The 23,668-nt window shown below is 71.9% G+C and carries 23 protein-coding genes; 18 read left to right on the top strand and 5 right to left on the bottom strand.

The window, feature by feature from the left end; all coding sequences use genetic code 11:
- Positions 1-25 precede the first annotated feature (25 nt).
- The 3 genes from C1N91_RS05195 (at position 26) to C1N91_RS05205 (ending at position 1,641) form a co-directional block, all read left to right on the top strand.
- Positions 26-472 carry a VanZ family protein gene (locus C1N91_RS05195; protein ID WP_175415920.1) on the top strand — a complete coding sequence of 149 codons (447 nt, stop codon included), beginning with the start codon at positions 26-28 and terminating at the stop codon, positions 470-472.
- Between the two features lie 101 nt (positions 473-573).
- Positions 574-843: a 30S ribosomal protein S15 gene (gene rpsO / locus C1N91_RS05200; protein WP_022902140.1), complete on the top strand. Its 270-nt coding sequence runs from the start codon at positions 574-576 to the stop codon at positions 841-843.
- 177 nt (positions 844-1,020) lie between these two features.
- Positions 1,021-1,641, top strand: a complete 621-nt coding sequence (locus C1N91_RS05205) for a CE1759 family FMN reductase (protein WP_137766876.1) — start codon at positions 1,021-1,023, stop codon at positions 1,639-1,641.
- Positions 1,642-1,662: 21 nt separating this feature from the next.
- Here C1N91_RS05205 and C1N91_RS05210 read toward each other — a convergent pair whose 3' ends face one another.
- Entirely contained in the window at positions 1,663-2,880 is a 1,218-nt protein-coding gene (locus C1N91_RS05210; protein WP_137766877.1) for a coiled-coil domain-containing protein, read from the bottom strand.
- Between the two features lie 305 nt (positions 2,881-3,185).
- Here C1N91_RS05210 and C1N91_RS05215 point away from each other — a divergent pair, with 305 nt between their 5' ends.
- Positions 3,186-5,459, top strand: coding sequence for a polyribonucleotide nucleotidyltransferase (locus tag C1N91_RS05215; RefSeq protein ID WP_137766878.1), 2,274 nt, complete (start codon positions 3,186-3,188; stop codon positions 5,457-5,459).
- Positions 5,460-5,540: 81 nt separating this feature from the next.
- On the opposite strand, the gene C1N91_RS05220 is transcribed toward C1N91_RS05215, so the two are convergent.
- Positions 5,541-6,068: a YbhB/YbcL family Raf kinase inhibitor-like protein gene (locus tag C1N91_RS05220; protein ID WP_137766879.1), complete on the bottom strand. Its 528-nt coding sequence runs from the start codon at positions 6,066-6,068 to the stop codon at positions 5,541-5,543.
- Between the two features lie 95 nt (positions 6,069-6,163).
- Positions 6,164-6,811, bottom strand: coding sequence for a TetR/AcrR family transcriptional regulator (locus tag C1N91_RS05225; RefSeq protein ID WP_175415921.1), 648 nt, complete (start codon positions 6,809-6,811; stop codon positions 6,164-6,166).
- A gap of 245 nt (positions 6,812-7,056) precedes the next feature.
- Between C1N91_RS05225 and C1N91_RS05230 the strand changes: the two genes are divergently transcribed.
- Together C1N91_RS05230 and C1N91_RS05235 are read left to right on the top strand one after the other, a co-directional pair.
- Positions 7,057-8,391 carry a M16 family metallopeptidase gene (locus C1N91_RS05230; protein WP_137766881.1) on the top strand — a complete coding sequence of 445 codons (1,335 nt, stop codon included), beginning with the start codon at positions 7,057-7,059 and terminating at the stop codon, positions 8,389-8,391.
- 5 nt (positions 8,392-8,396) lie between these two features.
- Complete coding sequence (locus C1N91_RS05235; RefSeq protein WP_058728809.1) at positions 8,397-8,999, top strand: histidine phosphatase family protein; 603 nt, start codon at positions 8,397-8,399, stop codon at positions 8,997-8,999.
- 50 nt (positions 9,000-9,049) lie between these two features.
- Here the strand turns inward: C1N91_RS05235 and C1N91_RS05240 are convergent, their stop codons facing one another.
- Positions 9,050-9,538, bottom strand: coding sequence for a GNAT family N-acetyltransferase (locus tag C1N91_RS05240; protein ID WP_137766882.1), 489 nt, complete (start codon positions 9,536-9,538; stop codon positions 9,050-9,052).
- 22 nt (positions 9,539-9,560) lie between these two features.
- On the opposite strand from C1N91_RS05240, the gene C1N91_RS05245 reads away from it, so the two are divergent.
- Positions 9,561-10,313 (top strand): 4-hydroxy-tetrahydrodipicolinate reductase, encoded by a 753-nt coding sequence (locus C1N91_RS05245; protein WP_137766883.1) that lies wholly within the window; start codon positions 9,561-9,563, stop codon positions 10,311-10,313.
- A 47-nt stretch (positions 10,314-10,360) separates the two neighbouring features.
- Positions 10,361-10,777 carry a hypothetical protein gene (locus C1N91_RS05250; protein ID WP_137768678.1) on the top strand — a complete coding sequence of 139 codons (417 nt, stop codon included), beginning with the start codon at positions 10,361-10,363 and terminating at the stop codon, positions 10,775-10,777.
- Between the two features lie 101 nt (positions 10,778-10,878).
- On the opposite strand, the gene C1N91_RS05255 is transcribed toward C1N91_RS05250, so the two are convergent.
- Positions 10,879-11,790: a TIGR01777 family oxidoreductase gene (locus tag C1N91_RS05255; protein ID WP_254678354.1), complete on the bottom strand. Its 912-nt coding sequence runs from the start codon at positions 11,788-11,790 to the stop codon at positions 10,879-10,881.
- Positions 11,791-11,846: 56 nt separating this feature from the next.
- Here C1N91_RS05255 and C1N91_RS05260 point away from each other — a divergent pair, with 56 nt between their 5' ends.
- The 10 genes from C1N91_RS05260 to C1N91_RS05305 all read left to right on the top strand — a co-directional run bounded on the left by C1N91_RS05260 (position 11,847) and on the right by C1N91_RS05305 (position 23,613).
- Positions 11,847-12,671, top strand: a complete 825-nt coding sequence (locus C1N91_RS05260; RefSeq protein WP_137766885.1) for a thymidylate synthase — start codon at positions 11,847-11,849, stop codon at positions 12,669-12,671.
- The gene (locus C1N91_RS05265; protein WP_137766886.1) at positions 12,671-13,198 is read left to right on the top strand and encodes a dihydrofolate reductase; all 528 of its coding nucleotides are present in this window, start codon (positions 12,671-12,673) and stop codon (positions 13,196-13,198) included. The genes C1N91_RS05260 and C1N91_RS05265 overlap by 1 nt, the downstream gene beginning before the upstream one ends.
- A 270-nt stretch (positions 13,199-13,468) precedes the next feature.
- The gene (gene dapA, locus C1N91_RS05270; RefSeq protein ID WP_058730183.1) at positions 13,469-14,446 is read left to right on the top strand and encodes a 4-hydroxy-tetrahydrodipicolinate synthase; all 978 of its coding nucleotides are present in this window, start codon (positions 13,469-13,471) and stop codon (positions 14,444-14,446) included.
- Positions 14,447-14,490: 44 nt separating this feature from the next.
- Entirely contained in the window at positions 14,491-16,167 is a 1,677-nt protein-coding gene (locus C1N91_RS05275; protein ID WP_137766887.1) for a ribonuclease J, read from the top strand.
- Positions 16,168-16,389: 222 nt separating this feature from the next.
- Entirely contained in the window at positions 16,390-17,412 is a 1,023-nt protein-coding gene (locus C1N91_RS05280; protein ID WP_175415922.1) for an efflux RND transporter periplasmic adaptor subunit, read from the top strand.
- Positions 17,409-18,119 carry an ABC transporter ATP-binding protein gene (locus tag C1N91_RS05285; protein ID WP_137766889.1) on the top strand — a complete coding sequence of 237 codons (711 nt, stop codon included), beginning with the start codon at positions 17,409-17,411 and terminating at the stop codon, positions 18,117-18,119. Before C1N91_RS05280 ends, C1N91_RS05285 begins: the two co-directional genes overlap by 4 nt.
- Positions 18,116-19,363, top strand: coding sequence for an ABC transporter permease (locus C1N91_RS05290; protein WP_137766890.1), 1,248 nt, complete (start codon positions 18,116-18,118; stop codon positions 19,361-19,363). Before C1N91_RS05285 ends, C1N91_RS05290 begins: the two co-directional genes overlap by 4 nt.
- 67 nt (positions 19,364-19,430) lie before the next feature.
- Positions 19,431-22,445: an FtsK/SpoIIIE family DNA translocase gene (locus tag C1N91_RS05295; RefSeq protein WP_137766891.1), complete on the top strand. Its 3,015-nt coding sequence runs from the start codon at positions 19,431-19,433 to the stop codon at positions 22,443-22,445.
- A gap of 5 nt (positions 22,446-22,450) precedes the next feature.
- A complete protein-coding gene (gene pgsA, locus C1N91_RS05300) occupies positions 22,451-23,086 on the top strand; it encodes a CDP-diacylglycerol--glycerol-3-phosphate 3-phosphatidyltransferase (protein WP_175415923.1) in 636 nt (211 codons plus the stop codon).
- Entirely contained in the window at positions 23,059-23,613 is a 555-nt protein-coding gene (locus C1N91_RS05305) for a CinA family protein (RefSeq protein WP_137766893.1), read from the top strand. Before pgsA ends, C1N91_RS05305 begins: the two co-directional genes overlap by 28 nt.
- Positions 23,614-23,668 lie beyond the last annotated feature (55 nt).

Consider the following 23,668-nt stretch of genomic DNA (forward strand, 5'->3'; position numbering starts at 1 on the left):
AGGACCCGGCAGCGATACTGACCGGATGTTCCGGAAGCTCCTGCTGCTCGCCCTCACCGCCGGCTACGCCTGGGTGATCTGGCGGATGACGTTGACGCCGCGGGTCTTCACGCACGCGCAGGACGCGTTCGTGCTGCACGCCATCGCCTGGCTGCAGCAGCTCCCGCGCGGTGCCTGGTTCACCTACGACCGGGTCGAGTTCCTCGCGAACATCGGGATGTTCGTGCCCGTCGGGATGATCGCGGCGCTCTGGTTGCCGCGCCGCTGGTGGCTGGCGGGAGCGGTGGTCGCGGTCGTGCTGTCGGTCGGGATCGAGCTCGCGCAGGCCCGGTTCCTGCCGTACCGCGTCGCCGACCCTCGGGACGTGCTCTCGAACGGCCTCGGCGGACTGCTCGGGGCAACCCTCGTCGGGCTCGTCCGGAGCCTGCTCCCGGTGCCGCGACGGCAGCGCCTGCGTGCCCGCACCGCCTGATCTCTGGTAGTCTCGTCCGGTTGCCGTCGAACGGCCGCGGATCAAGAGCGCTCGTGCATCAGGTACGGGCACCGCGCAACGGACAGGAAAGGGGATCATCCATGGCACTTGACGCGAAGGTCAAGCAGGAGATCATCGAAGAGTACGCGACCCACCCGGGCGACACCGGATCCCCCGAGGTCCAGGTTGCCGTTCTGACGCGTCGCATCAACGACCTGAACGAGCACCTCAAGGAGCACAAGCACGACCACCACTCGCGTCGTGGTCTGCTGCTCATGGTCGGTCAGCGTCGCCGTCTCCTCGGGTACCTCTCCGACGTCGACATCAACCGCTACCGTGCGCTCATCGAGCGCCTCGGCCTGCGCCGCTAGTCGACTCGCAGACACTGCGTGACCGAACGCCCCGGTCCTCCTCGTGAGGACCGGGGCGTTCCTCGTTCCCCGGTCGCAGAGGACTGGGTCGCCGGCCGACAGGGACCGGGAATGGTTGCGCAGACGGCTCGGTTCGGTAGGATGTTCATGCAAACGCATCGAAAGTCGGGAACTGCCATGACCACCATCGCCGTCGTCTCCGCCGGGCTCTCAGAGCCCAGCTCCACCCGCCTGCTCGCAGACCGGCTCGCCGCCTCCGCGGTCGCCGCCGTCTCGGCCGACCAGCCGGGAGGCACGGTGGACGTCCGCCACGTCGAGCTGCGTCCGATCGCGCACGAGATCGTCGACGCGATGCTCACCGGGTTCGCCGCACCCGGCCTCGCCGCCGCCCAGCGCACCGTGCTCGAGGCCGACGCGCTCGTCTTCGTCACCCCGGTCTTCACCGCGGGGGTCAGCGGTCTGGCGAAGTCGTTCCTCGACGTGCTCGACAAGGACGGCGTGACCGACCTGCCGGTGCTGCTCGCCGCGACCGGGGGGACCGCACGGCACTCGCTCGCGATCGACCACGCCCTGCGCCCGGTGTTCGCGTACCTCCGCGCAGCGGTGGTGCCGACCGGCGTGTTCGCCGCGACCGACGACTGGGGGAGCGAGGCGGACGCCGCCGCGCTCGACGCCCGCATCCGACGGGCCGGGGTCGACCTCGCCTGGGCGATCCGCGCCTCCCGGCGGACCCCGCAGCAGGAGACGCTCGCCGCGCCGACCGACTTCGCGTCCCTGCTCGGCGGCCTCGGCCACTGACCAGGGCGCCCGGGCGGGCGCTCAGTACCAGTGCGGGTTGACGCTCATCTCGTGGTTCCACGCCGCGCAGGGGGAGCCGTAGGCGTCGTGGATGTAGGCCAGCCCCCAGTTGATCTGCGTCGCCGCGTTCGTCCTCCAGTCCGCACCGGCAACCGCCATCTTGCTCGCGGGCAGTGACTGCGGGATGCCGTACGCGCCGCTCGAGGCGTTGAGGGCGTTGGCCCGCCAGCCGGACTCCTGGGTCCAGAGGGACACGAGGCAGGAGAACTGGTCGCCGCCCCAGCCGTAGGCGCCGATCGCGCTGCGGGCGTACGCCTGCGCGCCGGCCGGGTCGACGGTCACGCCGCCCGTGCTCGGGTAGGACGTCCCGGAGCCGCCGCTCGTGGCGGCCGCCGCCGAGGACGACGGTGCGGCGGCGGCCGCCGCCTGCTGCGCCGCTGCTGCGGCCGCCTGCTCACGGGCCCGCTGCTGGGCGGCCTGTTGGGCGGCGACCTGCACGCCGAGCTCGTACTGCTGCTCGGTCGTGGCGGTGGTGTCCTTCAGCGCGGCCAGCTGCGCGTAGAGCTCGTCGCTGTGCTGCTGCGTGTCCGCGACGGCCCGCGCGGCGGCGTCGGACGCGGTGCGGGCGGTGGCGGAGCGGTCCTCCGCGGCTGCGGCGAGGGTGCTCCGCTCGGACTCCGCACGCTCGGCCTGGTCGTGCAGCGACTCCGCGGTGCGGCCGGCGACCGAGGCGTCCTCGAGGACCCCCTCCCACGTGCTCGAGAGCTGGTCGACCGCGCCGAGCTGGTAGAGCAGCTGGTCCGGGTCGTGCGTCGTGGCGATCCGCGTCGTCATGGCGTTCTGGCTGCCGTCGCGGTACAGGGTCGCGGCGAGCTGCCCGGCGCGGTCCTGCGCCTGGGCGGCGGTGCGCTCGGCGTCGTCCGCCTGGGTGCGGAGGGTCGACGCGGTCTGCGTCGCCGCGGCGAGGTCCGCCTCGGCGCGGTCGGCTGCTGCGGAGGCGTCGAGTGCGCGCTGCGACTTCGCGGCGGCGTCGGCCTGCACCGACTGCAGCGCCGCCTGCACCTTCGCCGCCTCGGCAGCGGCGGCCTGCTCGTTGCCCTTCGCCTGCTGCACGTCCTGCCACGTCGGGTACTGCGTCGACGCGGCGCTCGCGGGCAGGGGGGTGAGGACCGGAGCGACGAGCGCGCCCACGACCACGGCGGCCGCGACGAGCACGCGCCGGGAAGGGCTGGTGCGCATGGCGGCAAGCTACCGGGGACACGCCCGTTCGCCAGGAGCAACACCCGTCCGGCGCCTGAGGACTGGTAAAGTCCTCATCGTCCGGGGACCGTTCTCCGGGCGTCACGCTCCGCTGTCACACCCGCGGGGCTGGCACACAACACTGCGCAGACCGGGCACGGAGCTGGTCATCGGTGGTGGCTCGCGGGCCGTTCGGAGTCCCGAGTGCTTCTACTGCTGGCCAGACATGCGCCCCGACCCCTCGGCGTGCACGCACCACGGGTGCCGTCGCCCAGGTCTGCCGAACACGTCAAGGAGGCACCCTTTTGGAGGGTCCCGAGATCAAGTTCGCCGAAGCCGTCATCGACAACGGCAAGTTCGGCAAGCGCGTCGTCCGGTTCGAGACCGGCCGCCTCGCGCAGCAGGCCCAGGGCGCGGTCGCCGCGTACCTCGACGAGGAGACCATGCTCCTGTCGGCCACCAGCGCCGGCAAGCACCCGCGCGAGGGCTTCGACTTCTTCCCGCTGACGGTCGACGTCGAGGAGCGCTCGTACGCCGCCGGCAAGATCCCCGGCTCGTTCTTCCGTCGTGAGGGCCGCCCCAGCACCGAGGCGATCCTCGTCTGCCGCCTCATCGACCGGCCGCTGCGTCCGTCGTTCGTCGACGGCCTGCGCAACGAGGTCCAGATCGTCATCACCGTCCTGAGCATCGCGCCGGACGAGTTCTACGACGCGCTCGCGATCAACGCGGCGTCCGCGTCGACGCAGATCTCCGGTCTGCCGTTCTCCGGCCCGATCGCCGGTGTGCGCCTCGCGCTGATCGGTGACCAGTGGGTCGCGTTCCCGAAGGCCTCGCAGCTCGAGGAAGCGGTCTTCGACCTCACCGTCGCCGGCCGTGTCGTCACCGACGAGCAGGGCAACGAGGACGTCGCGATCATGATGGTCGAGGCCGAGGCGACCGAGCACGCCTGGGGCCTCATCCAGGGCGGCGCGACCAAGCCCGACGAGGCGATCGTCGCCCAGGGCCTCGAGGCGGCCAAGCCGTTCCTCAAGGTCCTCGTCGAGGCGCAGGCGAAGATGGCCGCGCAGTCGGCCAAGGAGATCCAGGACTACCCGGTCTTCCCGCCCTACGCGCCCGAGGTCTACTCCGCCGTCGAGGCGATCGCCCTCGACGAGCTCAAGGACGTCTACCAGATCGCCGGCAAGCTCGAGCGTCAGGACAAGGACGACGCCCTCAAGGCCCGCGTGAAGGAGGCCGTCGCGGTCAAGGTCGAGGCCGGGGAGCTCCCCGAGTCCGCCAACGGCCAGGTCAGCGCCGCCTACAAGTCGGTCACGAAGAAGGTCGTCCGCGGCCGCATCCTGACCGAGCAGGTCCGCATGGACGGTCGCGGCCTCGCCGACATCCGTCCGCTCGACGCCGAGGTCGCCGTGATCCCGCGCGTCCACGGTTCGGCGATCTTCCAGCGCGGCGAGACGCAGATCCTCGGCGTCACCACGCTGAACATGCTCAAGATGGAGCAGCAGATCGACTCGCTGTCGCCCGTCACGAAGAAGCGCTACCTGCACCACTACAACTTCCCGCCGTACTCGACGGGTGAGACCGGTCGCGTCGGTTCGCCGAAGCGTCGCGAGATCGGCCACGGCTTCCTCGCCGAGCGCGCCCTCGTGCCGGTGCTGCCGTCGCGTGAGGAGTTCCCCTACGCGATCCGTCAGGTGTCCGAGGCCCTCGGCTCCAACGGCTCGACGTCGATGGGCTCCGTCTGCGCCTCGACCCTGTCGCTCCTCAACGCCGGTGTGCCGCTGCGCGCCCCGGTCGCGGGCATCGCGATGGGCCTCGTCTCCGACACCGTCGACGGTCAGACCCGCTACGCGGCGCTGACCGACATCCTCGGTGCCGAGGACGCCCTCGGCGACATGGACTTCAAGGTCGCCGGTACCTCGGAGTTCGTCACCGCGATCCAGCTCGACACGAAGCTCGACGGCATCCCGTCGTCGGTCCTCGACGCCGCGCTGAAGCAGGCCAAGGAGGCCCGCTCGGCCATCCTCGGCGTGCTGACCGAGGCGATCGACGCCCCCGACGAGATGGCGGACACCGCTCCTCGTGTCATCTCGGTGCAGATCCCCGTCGACAAGATCGGCGAGCTGATCGGCCCGAAGGGCAAGACGATCAACGGCATCCAGGACGAGACCGGCGCCGACATCTCGATCGAGGACGACGGCACGGTCTACATCGGCGCCGTCGACGGCCCGTCGGCCGAGGCCGCCCGTGCCCAGGTCAACGCGATCGCGAACCCGACGAACCCGGAGATCGGGGACCAGTTCCTCGGCACGGTCGTCAAGATCGCGACGTTCGGCGCGTTCGTGTCGCTGCTCCCGGGCCGCGACGGTCTGCTCCACGTCTCCGAGGTCCGCAAGCTCGCCGGTGGCAAGCGCGTGGAGAACGTCGAGGACGTCCTGGGCGTCGGCCAGAAGATCCTGGTCGAGGTCACCAAGGTGGACGACCGCGGCAAGCTGTCGCTCGCGCCGGTGGTCGCGGACGAGGTCGACACCGAGGGCCGCGAGGGTCACGAGAAGCACACCGAGGACAACGCCGAGGGTTGATCCCCGGCGCCTCGCGCTGCTGACACCGCAACGGCCGCCGCTCCGATCGGAGTGGCGGCCGTTGCCGTCGGTGCGGGGGCGTCAGGAGGCGGGGGTCTCCTGCGTGCCGGTCAGCTGCGCGCGGCCGAGCAGGTGCTCGCGGAGCAGGAAGCCGACGACGGCCGGGGTGGCGTCGGCGGGCGCCTCGAGCACCGGCACGTCCAGCGCGCTGACGGTGAACACGTAGCGGTGCGGACCGTGCCCCGCGGGCGGCGCGGCGCCGAGGAACGTGTCCGTGCCGTACTCGTTACGGCGACGGAGCGCCTCCGCGGGCAGCAGCGCGTCGTCGGTACCGGCGCCCTGCGGCAGCGAGGTCGTCGACGCCGGGACGTCGGTCAGGCTCCAGTGCCAGAAGCCCGAGCCGGTCGGGGCGTCGGGGTCGTACACGGTGAGGACGTAACTTTGCGTGCCCTCGGGAGCGCCCGACCACTCGAGTGCGGGGGAGCGGTCCTCGCCGCCCACGTCGGAGCCGCGCGCCCAGTCGGGCAGACGGTCGCCGTCGCTGAAGTCGGGGCTGGTCAGGGTGAACGTGGGGACCTCGGGGAGGTTCCAGTTGGGGTCGTTGGCCATGCGACCAGCCAACACCCGCGCCCTGGAGTGCGGGTGCGACGGACGGGAGGCACGTGGCGGCGCCGCCACGTGCCTCCCGTCCGTCGCTCGCCCGGTCAGCGCGTGATGACGCGCTCGACGACCCGCCCGAGCGCTGCGGTCGCCGCGATCGCGTCGCCGGCGTACGCACCGGCCATCACGCCGTCGCGTGCGAGCATCAGCTCGTCGGCGCCGTCGCCCGGCATCGGGTGTCCGGCGCGCTGCAGCAGCGCGAAGAGCTGATCCGTGTACCAGTCGCGGTGCGCGGCGACGACCTGGCGGACCGGGTCGCGGGGGTCGTGGTACTCAGCCGCCGCGTTCAGGAAGGCACAGCCGCGGAAGTCCGGTCGGCCGACGTCGTCCGAGACGGCGGCGACCCAGGCGCGGACGGCGTCGGTCGGCGTCGGGGCCTCGGCCACGATGCGCCCGAAGGCCTGCTGCACCCGCTCGTCCTGCGTGCGGATGTAGGCGAGGATCAGGTTGTCCTTCGACCCGTAGTGCTTGTAGAACGTCGCCTTCGTGACGCTCGCCTCGGAGATCAGACGGTCGACGCCGACGCCGCGGATGCCCTCCTCGTAGAAGAGCCTCGACGCGGTCTCGAGGATGCGGACCTTCGCGCCGCCGGAGCGGGGAGTCGGGGGGACGCTCGACCCGTCCGGCGACGCGAGGTTCGTGCTCGGGCCGGGGAGACGCTGGACGGTCGGTTGGGGGGAATCGACCGTCACAGCGCTGCTCCTCGGACTCATCGGCTCCGCGGGGGAGTGGGGGGACTCCGCCGCGCAGGACTGATGTCCCGAGCCACCGGGTCGGAATCTAGGGGGGCTTCCGACCCGATGTGACGACTGTACCACAGTGAGGACAGACAGACGAGTCTTTCTATCCTCCTCGGCCGTACCCCACTTCGGGGCACGCGCCGCGAGCCTGTGGAAACTGGATGAGCGGCCCCGACGGGTCAGTAGGCTCTCCTGCGATGAACCAGCCAGTGCCGTTGCCGCTCGAGGCCCAGGACACGTCGTTCCTGACGTCCGGTGGTGCCTTCGTCCGTCGATCCGTGCTGCCGTCCGGCGTCCGCGTCCTGACCGAGTCGGTCCCGGGGGCGAGCTCGACGAGCCTCGGCTTCTGGGTCGGCGTCGGCTCCCGCGACGAGCGTGAGGGGCAGTTCGGCTCCACGCACTTCCTCGAGCACCTCTTGTTCAAGGGCACCGCACGTCGCAGTGCGCTCGACATCGCCATCGCGTTCGACTCCGTGGGCGGTGAGCACAACGCCGCGACCGCCAAGGAGTACACCTGCTACTACGCCCGCGTCCGGGACACCGACGTCCCGATGGCGGTCGAGGTGATCGGCGACATGGTCACCGGGTCCGTGCTCGACGAGGACGCCTTCGCCGTCGAGCGCGGCGTCATCCTCGAAGAGCTCGCGATGGCCGCTGACGACCCCGCGGACGTCGCGGGCGAGGCCTTCTTCGCCGCCGCCTTCGACGGGCACCCCCTCGGCCGTCCGATCGGAGGGACCCCGGAGAGCATCCGCGCGGTCGGCCGCGACCAGGTCCTCGACCACTACCGCGAGCACTACGCACCGAACGGCATCGTCGTCACCGCCGCGGGTGCGGTGGACCACGACCGCTTCCGCGAGCTCGTCGAGCGGGTCTTCCGCGAGGCGCCGAAAGCCTCGCCGCTCGCCCGACGCACGCCGCAGACGGTGGCGGACCCGGCCGTCCCGCGCCTCGCCGTCGCGCACCGTCCGACCGAACAGGTCAGCATGCTCCGCGGCTCGCAGGGCCTCGACCTGCGCGACGACCGCCGCCCGGTCCTCAGCGTGCTGAACGCCGTGCTCGGCGGCGGCATGAGCTCCCGTCTCTTCCAGGAGGTCCGCGAGCGCCGCGGCCTCGCCTACGCCGTGTCGTCCTTCGCCCCGGCGTACCTCGACAACGGCGCGTTCGGCGTCTACGCGGGTTGCGCCCCGGACAACGTCGCCGGTGTCGTCGAGATCATCGACGCCGAGTTCGCGCGCATGGTCGACGACGGCATCACGGAGGACGAGCTCCACCGCGCCAAGGGGCAGATCGAGGGCGCCCTGACGCTCTCGCTCGAGGACTCCGACGCCCGGATGACCCGCCTCGGCCGATCCGAGCTCGGCACCGGGGAGTTCACCGACCTCGGCACCGCGCTGCAGCGGGTCGACCGGGTGACCGCCGGCGACGTGCTCGACCTGGCGCGCGACCTGCTCACCCGCCCCACCATCACCTCGGTGGTCGGTGCGGTGCAGCGGGACGAGCTCGCAGCGGCCCTCGGCGTCGAGGGGTGACGGACGTGTCGCACTACCTGTACCTCGTCCGGCACGGTGAGCACCAGGACGCCGAGCACGGCCTCCGGGACGGCAAGCTGTCCGAACGCGGCAAGCGCCAGGCGGTGCTCGTCGCCGACCGGCTCGGCGGGGTGCCCTTCGACGGCGTGTACCACTCGCCGCTCGACGCCGCGAGCGAGACCGCCGCGTACCTCGCGCAGCGCCTGCCGTCGATCCAGCCCGAACCCTCGACGCTGCTCTTCGACTGCATCCCGTCCGGGCCGACGCCGGACATGCCGCACGCCTACCAGGGCTGGTACGGCGGCGTCACGGAAGAGGAGATCGTCGCGGGTCAGGCCCAGATGGGCGACGCGGTGGCCGAGTTCTTCACGCCCGCTCGGGAGGACCGCCACGACCTGCTCATCACGCACAACGCCGTGATCGGCTGGTTCGTGCGCGAGGCCTTCCAGGCCCCGGAGTGGCGCTGGATGGGCACGAACGTCGCCCACACCGCGCTGACGATCATCCGGATCCGTTCGGCCAAGCCGGCCGAGGTGGTCACGCTCAACGACCTGGCCCACCTGCCGGTGGAGCTCCGCACCGGTCTGCCGGTCGACCAGCCCGTCTAGCGGCCGCCGGCTGCCCGCGTCGCTGCGTCGGCCGGGAGGCGCGGCCCCGGTCAGTCGACCGGCCTGCGGTACCAGGCGGTCGCGTTCGGGTTCGCGTTGAACGGCTCGACCCGCTGGTAGCCACGACTGCGGTACATCGCGCCGGCGGCGACGAGCGAGTCGTTCGTGTCGAGGACGACGCTGGTCGCGCCGAGGTCCCGTGCGGCTTGCTCGAGCGCGTCCATCACCGCGGTCGCGACGCCCCGCCCGCGACCCTCCGGGGCGACGTAGACGTGCTTCACCTCGAAGCGGACGTCGTCGCCGTCGTCCGCGATCCGCCGCAGTCCACCGCACCCGACGGGCTCCACCGCGTCGCCGTCAGCCTCGTAGGCCACCACGAAGACCCCGTTCGGCGCCGTGAACTCGACGGCCGGGGTGCGCTTCCGCGAGTACGAGCCCTGCGCGCTCGGGAACGTCGCCTCGCGCTCGTCGAGGTAGGCGTCGAGCAGTGCGTCGACCTCGGGCGCGTCGGCGGGCACGGACCTGACCTGGAGCGGCATGCGTCGATCCTAGGATGGAGCCATGGTCACTCCCGTCGTCGTCGTCGGCGCCACCGGTCGTCTCGGGGGCCTCGTGGCCTCCGTCGTGGAGTCGCTCGACGGCTTCGAGCTCGTCGCGTCGCTGTCCTCGCGGGACGCCGTGCACGAGGCACCGCCGTCGGTGTTCGGGGGAGCGGCCGTCGTCGTGGACGTCACCGTCCCCGCCCTCAGCCCGGCGATCGTCGAGCACGCCCTGGCCAGCGGCGCGAACGTCCTGGTCGGGACCTCGGGCTGGTCGCTCGACCGCCTGGCGAAGCTCCGCGCCGGACTCGAGGCTCGACCCGACCAGGGCGTCCTCGTCGTGCCGAACTTCTCGATCGGCTCGGTGCTCGCGACGCACCTCGCCACGATCGCCGCGCCGTGGTTCCCGTCCGTCGAGATCGTGGAGACCCACCACGCGGGCAAGATCGACAGCCCGTCGGGCACCGCCGTCCGGACCGCAGAGCTCATCGCGGACGCCCGGCGCGAGGTCGGTCCCGTCGAGGCCCCGCACGTCGACCAGCGCGCCCGCGGGCAGCAGGTGGCGAGCGTGCCGATCCACTCGCTCCGCCTGCCGGGCGTCAAGGCCGTGCAGGACGTGCTGCTCAGCGGCCCCGGCGAGACCGTCACGATCCGCCACGACACGAACGACGACGTGGCGTACGACGCCGGGGTCCGGGCCGCCCTGTCCGCCGTGGTCGACGCCCGCGGCCTGACCGTCGGCCTCGGCAGCGTCCTCGGCATCGGTCAGCCGTGACCTCGACCTGGCGGTCCCTCCGCTCCCCGTTCTGGGGCGCGGCACTGATGACCCTGCTGCTCGCGCTCTACATCGGCCTCGTCGGGCAGCGTGCGGTCGCGTTCGTGCAGACCGGTCAGCCGATCGGGATCGGCATCGGCGTCGCGCTGTTCGTCGTCGCTGCGATCGGCGCGCTGCTGCTCGTGCTCGAGGTCCGCTTCGGCGTGCGCATCACCCGGCTCGGTGCGCGGCTCGAACAGGAGGGCGCGACGCCGGACGAGGTCGTCCCGGTCCGACCGTCCGGCCGGCCGACCCGCGAGGCGGCCGACGAGCTGTTCCCGCGGTACCGGGACGCCGTCGAGGCCGACCCGGAGGACTGGCGCGGCTGGTACCGGCTCGGCGTCGTCTACGACGCCGCCGGCGACCGCAGGCGGGCGCGAGCGGCGATGCGGACCGCGCTCGCGAAGGCTGCGGCGACCCACTGACGGACGGGAGGCCCGTGGCGGTGTCGCCACGGGCCTCCCGTCCGTCGGGTGGTCGCGTCGGGCCCTGTGGTCGACCCGGGCCGTCGGGTCGTGCCGTCGGGTCAGAAGGCGGCGTCGACCGCGTCCTCGGCGGTCGTGTGCCGGAACCGGTACCCGGACTCGGTGAGCTTGCGCGGGACCATGCGCTGGCTGGAGAGGAGCATCTCGTCGGCGGCCTCGCGGAGCAGCGTGCGCAGCGCGAAGGCCGGGACGCTGAACAGGTAGGGACGGTGCAGGTCCTCGGCGACGCGGCGGGTGATGCGGTTCGACACCGCGGCCTCCGGGCCGGCCAGGTTCACCGGACCGCGCACGTCGGCGGCCTCCGGGCTGGTGGCGAGGTGCACGATCGCGCCGACCTCGTCCTCGAGCGCGATCCACGGCCAGAACTGCCCGCCGGTGCCGAGCTTGCCGCCGAGGCCCGCCTTCGTGAGCGGCACGAGGGGCGCGAGCGCGCCGCCGCCCTGGCCGACGACGATGCCGGTGCGGAGCAGGACGACGCGGACGCCCTCGGGGGCGGCGGTCGCGGCGGCCTCCCACTTGGTGCAGACGTCGGCGAGGAAGCCCCGTCCGGCCTCGGCGTCGTCGTCGAGGACGTCTACGGGACGGTCGCCGTACACGCCCGAGGCCGACCCGGACAGGAACAGCGCCGGCGGCTTCGCGGCGCGGTGCATCGCCTCGACGAGGGTGTCCGTCGCCTGCACCCGCGAGTCGAGGATCTGCTGCTTGTAGGAGTCGGTCCACGGCAGCTTGCCGATGTTCGCCCCGGCGAGGTTGATCACGACGTCGGCGCCGTCGAGCACCGCCGGGTCGAGCGGGCGGGTGCCGGGGGACCAGCGGAACGCGCTCGCGGTGCGGGGTTCGCTGCGGGTGAGCGTGGTGACGTGGTGCCCGGCCTCGCGCAGGGCGTGGACGAGGGGGGTCCCGATGAAGCCGGACGCACCGGCGACGAGGATCGAGAGCGGCTGGGTCGACATGGGGGCCACGGTACTCAGCGCGCTCCGGGTTCTCCTTGTGGACGTAGGCTCTCCGTGTGAGCGAGACCGTGCAGCCCGACCCCACCGTCCCCACCCCTTACGAGGATCTGCTGCGCCGGGTGCTCGAGGAGGGCACGCCGAAGGGCGACCGCACCGGCACCGGCACGCGCAGCATCTTCGGGGCACAGCTCCGCTACGACCTGTCGCAGGGCTTCCCGCTCGTCACGACGAAGCGCGTGCACTTCAAGTCGGTGGCGTACGAGCTGCTCTGGTTCCTGCGCGGCGACGGCAACGCCCGCTGGCTGCAGGAGCACGGCGTCCGCATCTGGAACGAGTGGGCGGACGAGGACGGCGACCTCGGCCCGGTGTACGGCGTGCAGTGGCGCTCGTGGCCGACCCCGTCCGGCGAGCACGTCGACCAGATCGCGCAGGTCATCGAGCAGATCCGCACGAACCCGGACTCGCGTCGTCTGATCGTCTCGGCGTGGAACGTCGCCGACGTGCCGGAGATGGCGCTCGCGCCGTGCCACGCGTTCTTCCAGTTCTACGTCGTCGACGGCAAGCTCTCGTGCCAGCTCTACCAGCGGAGCGCGGACATGTTCCTCGGCGTGCCGTTCAACATCGCCTCGTACGCGCTGCTCACCCACATGATCGCGGCGCAGACCGGGCTCGAGGTCGGCGACTTCGTGTGGACCGGTGGCGACTGCCACGTCTACGACAACCACGTCGAGCAGGTCCGCGAGCAGCTCTCCCGCACGCCTTACCCGTACCCGAGGCTCGAGCTCGCCCCGCGCGACTCGATCGACGACTACGTCTACGAGGACCTCACCGTCGTCGGCTACGAGCACCACCCCGCGATCAGAGCCGCGGTCGCCGTCTGATGGGCACCGAGTCCGCCTGGACCGAGCCCGTGCGCGGTGTCGGGATGGTCTGGGCACGCACGGCGTCCGGGATCATCGGTGCCGACGGGGGCATCCCGTGGCACGTGCCGGAGGACCTCGCGCACTTCCGACAGGTCACCGGCGACGGCGTCGTCGTGATGGGCCGGCGCACCTGGGACTCGCTGCCGCCGCGGTTCCGGCCGCTGCCCGGACGGCGGAACGTCGTGCTGACGCGGGACGACTCCTGGTCGGCCGAGGGCGCCGAGGTCGTGCACGACCTGGCGACCGCACTCGACACCGACGAACCCGTGTGGGTGGTCGGCGGGGGAGCGGTCTACGCCGACGCTCTGCCCTTCGCCGACCGGGTGTCCGAGACGATCGTCGACCTCGAGGTGCCGGGTGACACCCGCGCGCCGGAGCTCGACGACGCGTGGGAGCTCGCCGACGAGGGCCCGTGGCATGAGTCACGCGTCGACGGCACCCGCTACCGCTTCCTGGAGTGGCGCCGCCGCGCGGAACGCGCGTAGCGCGCGTAGCGCGCCCGCGGCACCCGCGCCGCCTGCCGAGCGTCCTTCCGTCCCGCTGGAACCAGGTTCCGGACACGACACCGCGCTTCTTCGCGGTGCTGTGTCCGGAACCTGGTTCCCGTGCGGAGGCGTCGCCGGGCGGGACCGGCGTGACGGGGGTGCGCCGTGCCTCCCGGCCGGAGCAGCGCGGACAGCCGCGCGCCGTCCGCGAGCCGCGCACCGTCCGGGCGGACGGCGGTCCGCGCGCGCATCCCCGGTACGCTGGAGGGCGTGTCCCCGCGTGAGAATCCCTTCGGTCAGGTCCTCGTCGCCCTCGTGACGCCGTTCACGGCCGACGGCGAGGTCGACTGGCCCGGCGTCGAGCAGCACATCGACGACTGCATCACCGCCGGCGCCGACGGCATCGTCGTCACCGGGACGACAGGCGAGACGAGCACCCTGACCGACCCCGAGAAGCTGCGGCTGGTCGAGGTCGGCAAGTCCGTCGCCGCGGGCCGCGCGAAGATCATCACGGGCGGCGGCTCGAACGAGACCGCGCACGCCATCCACCTCTACAAGCAGAGCGAGAAGGCCGGCGCCGACGGCGTGATGATCGTCACGCCGTACTACAACAAGCCGACGCAGGCGGGCGTCCTCACGCACTTCCGGATGATCGCCGACGCCACCGACCTGCCGGTGATCCTGTACGACATCCCGGGCCGCACGGGCATCCCGATCACGTACGAGACCATCGTGCGGGCGTCGCACCACCCGAACATCCTCGCCGTGAAGGACGCCAAGGGCGACTTCGCCGAGGTCTCCCGGGTGCTCAACAACACCGACCTCATGTACTTCTCGGGCGACGACACGAACGTGCTCCCGCACCTGTCGATCGGCGCGACCGGACTCATCGGCGTGACCGCGAACATCACGAGCACCCCGTACCGCACGATCGTCGACGCCGTGAACCGCGGCGACCTGGCGACCGCGACCGCCGAGCACAAGCGCGTCGAGCCGCTCGTCCGCGCGATCATGACGCACGTCCCCGGCACCGTCGCCGCGAAGTACGTCCTGCACGGCCTCGGCCGCATCGGCAGCCCGCGCGTCCGGCTGCCGCTCGTCGGCCCCGAGGACACCGAGGCCTACGCCATCGAGACCTCACTCGAAGCGGTCCGGGACATCCCCGGCGCCGACTTCTCGAACTTCCGCCCGGACCGCAACGCGGCGGCCGGCGGCGCACTGCCGAAGGTGCCAGGCACCACACGTTAGGAAGACCGCGGCGCCGGAGCGCGTCGCACGACAGTCAGGACCGAATGCCCACCCAGATCTCCACACCGCAGCCGCTCGAACCCGGCACCCTCCGCGTCATCCCCGTCGGGGGCCTCGGCGAGATCGGTCGCAACATGACCGTCTACGAGTTCGACGGCAAGCTGCTGATCGTCGACGCCGGCGTGCTCTTCCCGGAGGAGCACCAGCCGGGCGTCGACCTCATCCTCCCCGACTTCGGGCCGATCCGGGACCGCCTCGACGACGTCCTCGGCGTCGTGCTCACCCACGGGCACGAGGACCACATCGGCGCCGTGCCGTACCTGCTCAAGCTCAAGGGCGACATCCCCCTGATCGGCTCCACGCTGACCCTCGCGCTCGTCGAGGCGAAGCTCAAGGAGCACCGGATCAAGCCCTACACGCTCGTCGTGCAGGAGGACCAGACCGAGCAGCTCGGCCCGTTCCACCTCGAGTTCGTCGCCGTGAACCACTCGATCCCGGACGCCCTCGCCGTCGCGATCACCACCCCGGCCGGTCGTGTCCTGCACACCGGTGACTTCAAGATGGACCAACTGCCGCTGGACGACCGGATCACCGACCTCCGTGCCTTCGCCCGTCTGGGCGAGCAGGGCGTCGACCTGTTCCTGCCGGACTCGACCAACGCCGACGTGCCGGGCTTCACCGCCCCCGAGCGCGACATCGGACCAGTGCTCGAGAACGTCATCTCGCGTGCCCGCAAGAAGGTCGTCGTCGCGAGCTTCTCCTCGCACGTGCACCGCGTGCAGCAGGTCCTCGACGCCGCCGCCGCGACCAACCGCAAGGTCGCGTTCATGGGCCGCTCGATGATCCGCAACATGAACATCGCCGCCGAGCTCGGCTACCTGCGGGTGCCGGACGACGTGCTCATCGACACGAAGAAGGCGAAGAACGTCCCCGACGACCAGATCGTCTACATGTCGACCGGGTCGCAGGGCGAGCCGATGGCCGTGCTCGCGCGCATGGCGAACCTCGAGCACCAGATCGAGATCGGCGAGGGCGACACCGTCATCCTCGCGTCGAGCCTCATCCCGGGCAACGAGAACGCCGTCTACCGCGTGATCGACGGGCTGACGAAGCTCGGCGCCAAGGTCGTGCACAAGGGCAACGCCAAGGTGCACGTCTCCGGGCACGCGTCCGCCGGTGAGCTCCTGTACTGCTACAACATCCTGCGCCCGCGCAACGTCATGCCCGTGCACGGCGAGCACCGCCACCTGTACGCGAACGCGGACCTGGCGATCCAGACGGGCGTCCCGCCGCGCAACGTGATCCTGGGGCAGGACGGCATCGTCGTCGACCTGAAGGACGGCGTCGCCAGCGTCGCCGGACAGCTCGACATCGGCTACGTCTACGTCGACGGCTCGACGGTCGGCGAGATCACCGACGCCGACCTCAAGGACCGTCGCGTCCTGGCGGAGGAGGGCTTCATCTCGATCTTCTGCGCCGTGGACTTCACCACGGGTCAGTGCGTGGTCGGGCCGGAGATCCAGTCGCGCGGCTTCGCCGAGGACGACTCGGTCTTCGACGACGTCCGCCCGCAGATCGCCAAGGCGATCGCCGAGGCCGCGGCGAACGGCACGCGCGATGCGCACGCCTTCAGCCAGGTCGTCCGCCGGACCGTCGGCCGCTGGGTGAACACCAAGCACCGTCGTCGCCCGATGATCGTCCCGGTGGTCATCGAGGCGTAGACAGGCGCACTGCAGCCGGCCGGGAGGCACGGCGAGCGTTCCCCGGGAACGCTCGCCGTGCCTCCCGGCCGTTCCCGTCCCGTGGCGACGTCCTGATCACCGGGACCGGTCCGGCGGGTCAGCCTTGATCGGCCCGGGTCCGGCCGGTCCCGGCCGGGCGGCCATCCTGCGTCATCCCTCAGGCTGATGCTCGCTCGGTATGTCAGCCAATACCGTCCGAGGGTGACCGTCCTGCGTCGCTGGGTGTGGCCCGGCCTGAAGTTCCTCGTGTTCGCCGCCATCGCGGTGTCGCTCGTCCGCCTCGCCTTCTTCGCGGCCCAGCCCGACGAGGCCGAGACGCTGCCGACGGCGCAGCTCGAGGACCCGACCGTCACCGTGGAGACGGGTGACATCGTGAACGACGTCGAGGCGACCGGGACGATCGAGTCCGTCGCGTCGACACCGGTGCGGTCGACCGCCGAGGGCACGGTGAACAAGGTGTTCGTGGCGAACGGCACGCACGTCGAGCAGGGCGCGCCGATCATCGACCTGCGGGTCGAGACGCCGGCGACCGGGACGACCGAGGACGGTGACCCGCTCCCCGCGGTCGTGACGTTCGCGACCGTCGTGGCGTCGTCGTCGGGCACGGTCTCCGGCCTCGACCTGGTGGCGAAGCAGCCCGTCGCGATCGGGGACACCGTCGCGCGCGTCGCTCCCGAGGCGTACCGCGTCACCGCCACGCTCAAGGCCGCGCAGCTCTACCGGTTGACCTCGCGTCCGTCGGAGGCGACCGTGACGATCACGGACGGGCCGGCGCCGTTCACCTGCACGAACCTGTCGCTCAGCTCCGCCGTCCCCGCCTCCGACTCCGCGTCGAGCAGTGCGTCCGGTGCGGCACCCGACGGCACGGACGACGGCTCGGCGTCGGGCGGCGGGTCGACGCAGCTGCGTTGCGACGTCCCCGGGGACGTCACGGTCTTCCCCGGGCTCGAGGTCACGGTCGCCGTGTCGGCGGGCTCGGCCCAGGGCGTGCTCACGCTACCGACCACCGCGGTGCAGGGCACCGCGCAGCGCGGTGTCGTCACCGTCGTCGACGACGAGGGGAAGCGCTCCGAGCGCCAGGTCACCCTCGGCCTGAACGACGGCGAGCACGTCGAGATCGAGGACGGACTGACCGAGGGAGACACCGTCCTGCAGTTCGTCCCCGGCAAGGAGGCACAGCCTGACGACGGGTCCGCCGAGGACGGCACGGTGGTGGGCGGATGAGCCTCGTGCGCGTCCGAGACCTGCGGAAGTCCGTCGCCCTGCCCGACGGCTCGACGCTCGAGATCCTGCGCGGCGTCGACCTCGACGTCGAGGCGGACAGCCGCGTCGCGATCGTCGGCCGCTCGGGGTCGGGCAAGTCGACGCTCCTCAACGTCCTCGGTCTCCTCGACATCCCGACCGAGGGACTGCACGAGTTCGACGGGCAGGACCTCGGCCGCGCCGGGTCCGTGCGCCGCGACCGCGTCCGCGGTGCGGACGTCGGGTTCGTGTTCCAGCAGTTCAACCTGCTCCAGGGCCGGACCGCCCTCGAGAACGTCGAGGTCCCCCTGCTCTACGCGACCGGCCGTGCGTTCTGGTCACGGCGTCGGCTCGCCCTCGCGATGCTCGACCGTGTGGGGCTGGCCGACCGGGCCGACACCCAGCCGCACCGCCTCTCGGGCGGGGAGCAGCAGCGGGTCGCGATCGCCCGGGCGCTCGTCCGCTCGCCGCGGCTCATCCTGGCCGACGAGCCGACCGGGGCGCTCGACGTCGACACCGGCCGGGTCGTCATGGAGCTGCTCGAGACCGTGGCGGCCGAGACGGGTGCCGCCCTCGTCACCATCACGCACGACGCGGCGGTCGCGGCGCGTGCGGACGTCGTGCACCGCATCGACCACGGACTCGTCGTCGACCCCGCGGCCGTGGCGAGCGGGGTGGTGGCGGCGTGAACCGGCTGCTCACCACGGTCGTCGGGACCGTCGTCGAGTCGTGGCAGGAACTCCGGGTGCACCGGGGCCGGGTCGTGCTCAGTCTGATCGGCGTGACCATCGCGGTCGCGTCGCTCGCGGTCGTCGTCGGCTTCGGGGCGCTCGCGGAACGGGTGACGGCGGCGTTCAACGAGCAGTACGGCGGCCGACCGGCGACGTACCAGGTCACCGGGTCCTCGTCCGCCGCTGGTGACGGCACCGGCGCAGCGGCGGCCGCGGACGCCGACGCGCTCGACCGGGAGCTCCGCGCCGGGGCCGAGCGCTACCGCGTCCGCTTCGCCACCGAGGCCTCCTTCACCCAGCGCCCGGTGCAGTTCCCGGACGGGGTCACCCTGGCGCAGGGCATCACCGTCGACCCCGCGTACGCCGAGATGCACCGCGTGCGGATCGACGACGGCTCGTGGTTCACCGAGGACGACCGGGAGCGCCTCGCGCCGGCGCTCGTCGTCAACCAGGCGTTCCTGGACCGCCTGGGCAGCCCGGACGTCGTGACCCACCCGGTCGTGCGCCTGCCGGGGACGCCTGACGTGACCGCCGTCGTGATCGGCCGGTACGCGTCGTCGGAGTACGACACCGAGCCGATGTTCTACCAGCTCGCCGACTCCGTCGCGACGGCGAACGCCGTGGCCTCGCCCGACGACGGGTCGCAGCGGCTCTTCGAGGTCTGGGTGCCCGAGCACGACGGCAAGGCGGTGGCGCAGCGGATCGCCTCGGACGCGGAGCGTGCCCTCGGTCCCGGGTGGACCGTGGACGCGACGCGCTCCGACGCGGCCGGCTCGGTCGACGGCGACCCGCTCGGGGCACTGCGGTGGGTGATCGCGGGGGTCGCGGTCCTGGTCCTCGTGCTCGGCGGACTCGGGCTCCTCAACGTGTCGCTCGTGAGCGTTCGCCAGCGGATCCGCGAGATCGGCATCCGTCGCGGTGTCGGTGCGACCGCCGGACGGATCTTCGTGGCCGTGCTGCTCGAGAACGTGCTCGGGACGCTCGTCGCCGGTGGTGTGGGCGTGATGATCGGCGCGGCGGTGCTCGGCAACGGGACGGTCCGCGGGCTGATCACGAACGGTGTCGACGTCGGGGGAGCGCCCTTCCCGGTCGAGGCAGCGCTGATCGGGGTCGGCTCGGCGCTGCTCGTCGGGGCGCTCGCCGGGTTCCTGCCGGCGATCGTGGCGGTGCGGGTCAAGGTCATCGACGCGATCCGGTACTGAGCAGGCGGGCGCCAGGACGCGGCGGGGCATCCACGGAATGTCCCGAGCGGGGATTAGGCTCCGTCGCATGGCCGGAGGCACCAAGTCGACCACGCGCTCGCGCGCGTCCACGTCGTCCCGCGGGAGCGGGTCGCGCGGGACGTCGCGCACGCAGGCCACCACGAAGAAGCTGCCGCAGGCCGCACCCACGCCCGTGTTCCGCGAGCAGAACCCGGTCGTGACCGCCTGGCTCGCGATGGCGCACGGCGTCGGCGCGCTGTTCCGCCTGCTCGGCAAGGAGACCCTCGCCAAGGACGAACGTCGAGACGGCTTCCCGTTCCTGCTCTTCGTCCTCGCGCTCGCGGGCGGGGTCGTCGAGTGGCTCAACCCCACGAACCCGCTGTCGGTCACGCTCGACGCCTACACGTTCGGCGGCCTGTTCGGGCGCCTGGCGGTCGCACTGCCCGTCATCATGATCGTGTTCGCCGGCTGGCTCTTCCGGCACCCCGCGTCGGTCCACGACAACACCCGGATCGGCATCGGCCTCGGGCTGATGCTCGTGTCGATCGCGTCGCTCTGCCACGTGTTCGGCGGGCAGCCGAGCGCGTCCGACGGCATGGTCGCCCTGGCCGCCGCGGGCGGTGTGCTCGGCTGGGTCGTGACCAGCTGGCTCGTCGCGGTCGCCACGGTGTGGGTCGCGGTACCGGTCGCGGTGGTGCTGCTCGTGCTGTCGCTCTTCATCATCACGAAGACCCCGCCGAACAAGACCGGTCGTCGTCTGCACGAGCTCTACGCGTACCTGTTCGGTGCACCGGCACCCGCTGCCGAGGACGACGTCGCCGCCGAGCCCGACGCCGCACCGACCGCACCGCGGGCGCGCACGTCGAAGCGCCGCACGAAGGACCAGACCGACTTCCCGCTCTTCGAGGACCTCGGCTTCGAGGACGAGCAGCGCGCCGACGACGGCGACGCGGCCGAGAGCACCGTCCCGTGGTGGCGGCGGAACAAGTCCGGACGCGAGGAAGACCCGGCGTACGACAGCCCCGTGCTGCCCGCGTCGGCGACGCAGGCGACCCCGGGCGCTCCCGCGGCGAGCCCGAACGCCGGCGCTGCCGCCGGGCTCGTGGACCACACACCCGCCGTGCCGGCGTCGGTGAACCTCAACGACTCCGTCGAGCACGAGGACGTGCACGGCGAGCAGCAGGTGGAGCAGGACCTCGCGGTGGCCGAGCAGGCCCTCCGCGACTTCGGCACGCCCGTGCCGGAGCAGCCCGCCGCAGTCGCACGCCCGGACGCCGGGGTGTCGCCGGTGGTGTCGCCGACGGCACCGGAGCCCGAGGCGGCGTCCGCGTCCGCCGACGACGGACTGCCCACCGCCACCGCCGCCGACGAGGACCCGGCCGCCCCCTACCGCCTGCCCGCGGCGACCACCCTCAGCGCCGGCACCCCCTCGGTCGCGCGCAGCCAGGCGAACGACGACATCGTCGCGGCGATCACCGGCGTGCTCACCGAGTTCAAGGTGGACGCGAAGGTCACCGGCTTCTCCCGCGGACCGACCGTCACGCGGTACGAGATCGAGCTCGGCCCCGGTGTGAAGGTCGAGCGCGTCACGGCGCTGTCGAAGAACCTGTCCTACGCCGTCGCCTCGAACGAGGTGCGCATCCTGTCGCCGATCCCCGGCAAGAGCGCGATCGGCGTCGAGATCCCGAACACGGACCGCGAGATCGTCTCGCTCGGTGACGTCCTGCGCTCCGGCGCGGCCACGAAGTCGAAGCACCCGATGACCATCGGTGTCGGCAAGGACGTCGAGGGCGGCTTCGTCGTCGCCAACCTGGCGAAGATGCCGCACCTGCTCGTCGCGGGCTCCACGGGCTCCGGCAAGTCGGTGTTCATCAACTCGATGATCACCTCGCTGCTCATGCGTGCGAAGCCGTCCGAGGTCCGCATGGTCCTCGTCGACCCGAAGCGCGTCGAGCTGTCGATCTACGCCGGGGTCCCGCACCTCATCACGCCCATCATCACGAACCCCAAGAAGGCCGCCGAGGCGCTGCAGTGGGTCGTGAAGGAGATGGACATGCGGTACGACGACCTGGCGTCGTTCGGCTTCCGGCACGTCGACGACTTCAACAAGGCCGTCCAGAACGACGAGATCGTCCTGCCCGCCGGCAGCGAGCGGAAGCTCAAGCCGTACCCGTACCTGCTCGTCGTCGTCGACGAGCTCGCGGACCTCATGCTCGTCGCCCCGCGCGACGTCGAGGAGTCGATCGTCCGCATCACCCAGCTCGCCCGCGCCGCCGGCATCCACCTCGTGCTCGCCACGCAGCGTCCGTCGGTCGACGTCATCACCGGTCTCATCAAGGCCAACGTCCCGTCGCGCGTCGCCTTCGCGGTGACGAGCGTCACGGACTCGCGGGTCATCCTCGACCAGCCGGGCGCGGACAAGCTCATCGGTCAGGGCGACGGGCTCTTCCTGCCGATGGGGTCATCGAAGGCCGTCCGGGTGCAGGGTGCGTGGGTGCAGGAGAGCGAGGTCGCCGAGGTCGTCGCGCACGTCACGCGGCAGGCCCGTCCCGAGTACCGGCAGGACGTCCAGGCGGTGGTCGAGCGCAAGGAGATCGACGCCGACATCGGCGACGACCTCGAACTGCTGCTCGCCGCCGTCGAGCAGGTCGTCTCGACCCAGTTCGGCTCGACGTCGATGCTGCAGCGCAAGCTCCGCGTCGGCTTCGCCAAGGCGGGTCGCCTGATGGACCTCATGGAGTCGCGGGACATCGTCGGTCCGTCCGAGGGGTCGAAGGCCCGCGACGTGCTCGTCACGCCCGACCAGCTCCCCGGCGTGCTCGCGAAGCTCCGCGGCGAGGAACCGCCTGCCGATGCCGCATCGCCGTCCCGGCCAGGAGGCCCTGCACCCGCCGACGGGACCGGCTCGGCTCCGACCGCGGCCGGCTCCGGGGCTCCTGCCGCACCCGCGGCGTCCGGCTCCGGCGGACAGGACGACCACCGGTACGGTGCCGACCCGGTGGCGGACATGACCCGCGGGTACCCTGAGGTGGAGGACGACGGACCGGACGAGGACGCGTGGGGACTGACGGGCAGGGAGTGAGCGACATGACCAGCTCGGAGACCACGCACGGGGCACGGTTCCCGTGGCGCGGACGGCTGCTGCGCAAGGGCGAGGGCCCCGCATCGACCGCCAACGTGGCGAACGTCATCACCGTGGTGCGCATCCTCATGGCGCCGCTGTTCTTCGTGATGCTGCTCGCCGACGGCGGTCAGGACACCTCGCTGCGTGTCTGGGCGGCCGTGGTGTTCGTCGTCGCGATCGTGACGGACAGCGCCGACGGGATCATCGCCCGTCGCCAGAACCTGGTGACGGACTTCGGCAAGCTCGTCGACCCGATCGCGGACAAGGTCCTGATCGGCGGCGCCCTCGTGGCGCTGTCGATCCTGGGCGAGCTGCCGTGGATCGTGACCGTGCTGATCATGCTCCGCGAGATCGGCATCACCGTCTTCCGCTTCGCCGTGCTGTCCGACCGGGTGATCCCGGCCAGCCGTGGAGGCAAGATCAAGACCGTGCTGCAGGCCGTCGCGATCACGCTCGCGCTCTTCCCGTGGTGGAACGTCGTCGGTGACCTGGCGCACTGGGTGAACGGCATCCTGATGACGTCGGCGCTCCTGGCGACGGTGCTCAGCGGCGCGGACTACCTGTGGCAGGCATGGAAGCACAACCGCAGCGCATCGTGAACCCCACTGGCCCCGAACCGGTGCCGTCGTCCTCCGTCGAGGAACTCGCAGAGCGGGTCGTCAGGACACTCACCGCCCGTGAGGAGACGGTCGCGGTGGCCGAGTCCCTCACCGGCGGACTCGTCGTGTCGACCCTCGTCGGCGTCCCCGGCGCGAGCGCGGTCGTGCACGGCGGGGTCGTCGCCTACGCCACCCCCGTCAAGGCGTCCGTGCTCGGGGTCGACGCCGACCTGCTCGCCGCGAACGGTGCGGTCGATCCCGAGGTCGCCCGGCAGATGGCCGCGGGCGTCCGGACCGCGCTGGCGGTCGACGGCAGCGCCGCCACGTGGGGGATCAGCACGACCGGTGTCGCCGGACCGGACCCGCAGGACGGCAAGCCGGTGGGGACCGTCTTCGTCGGCATCGCGTCCGCGGAGCGCAGCGTGGCCGCGGAGCTGCACCTCGAGGGGGACCGGTCAGCAATCCGGTCCGCCACCGTCTCCGAACTCCTGGCACGGATGACGATCGAGATCGAGAGCGGGGAATAGCCCCTGTTGCCACTGGGTTACATCCCACGCAATCTCCAGCAGAGCGGCAGCCGAC

This window comes from Curtobacterium sp. SGAir0471, from assembly GCF_005490985.1.
In the GTDB taxonomy this organism is placed as follows: Bacteria; Actinomycetota; Actinomycetes; order Actinomycetales; family Microbacteriaceae; genus Curtobacterium.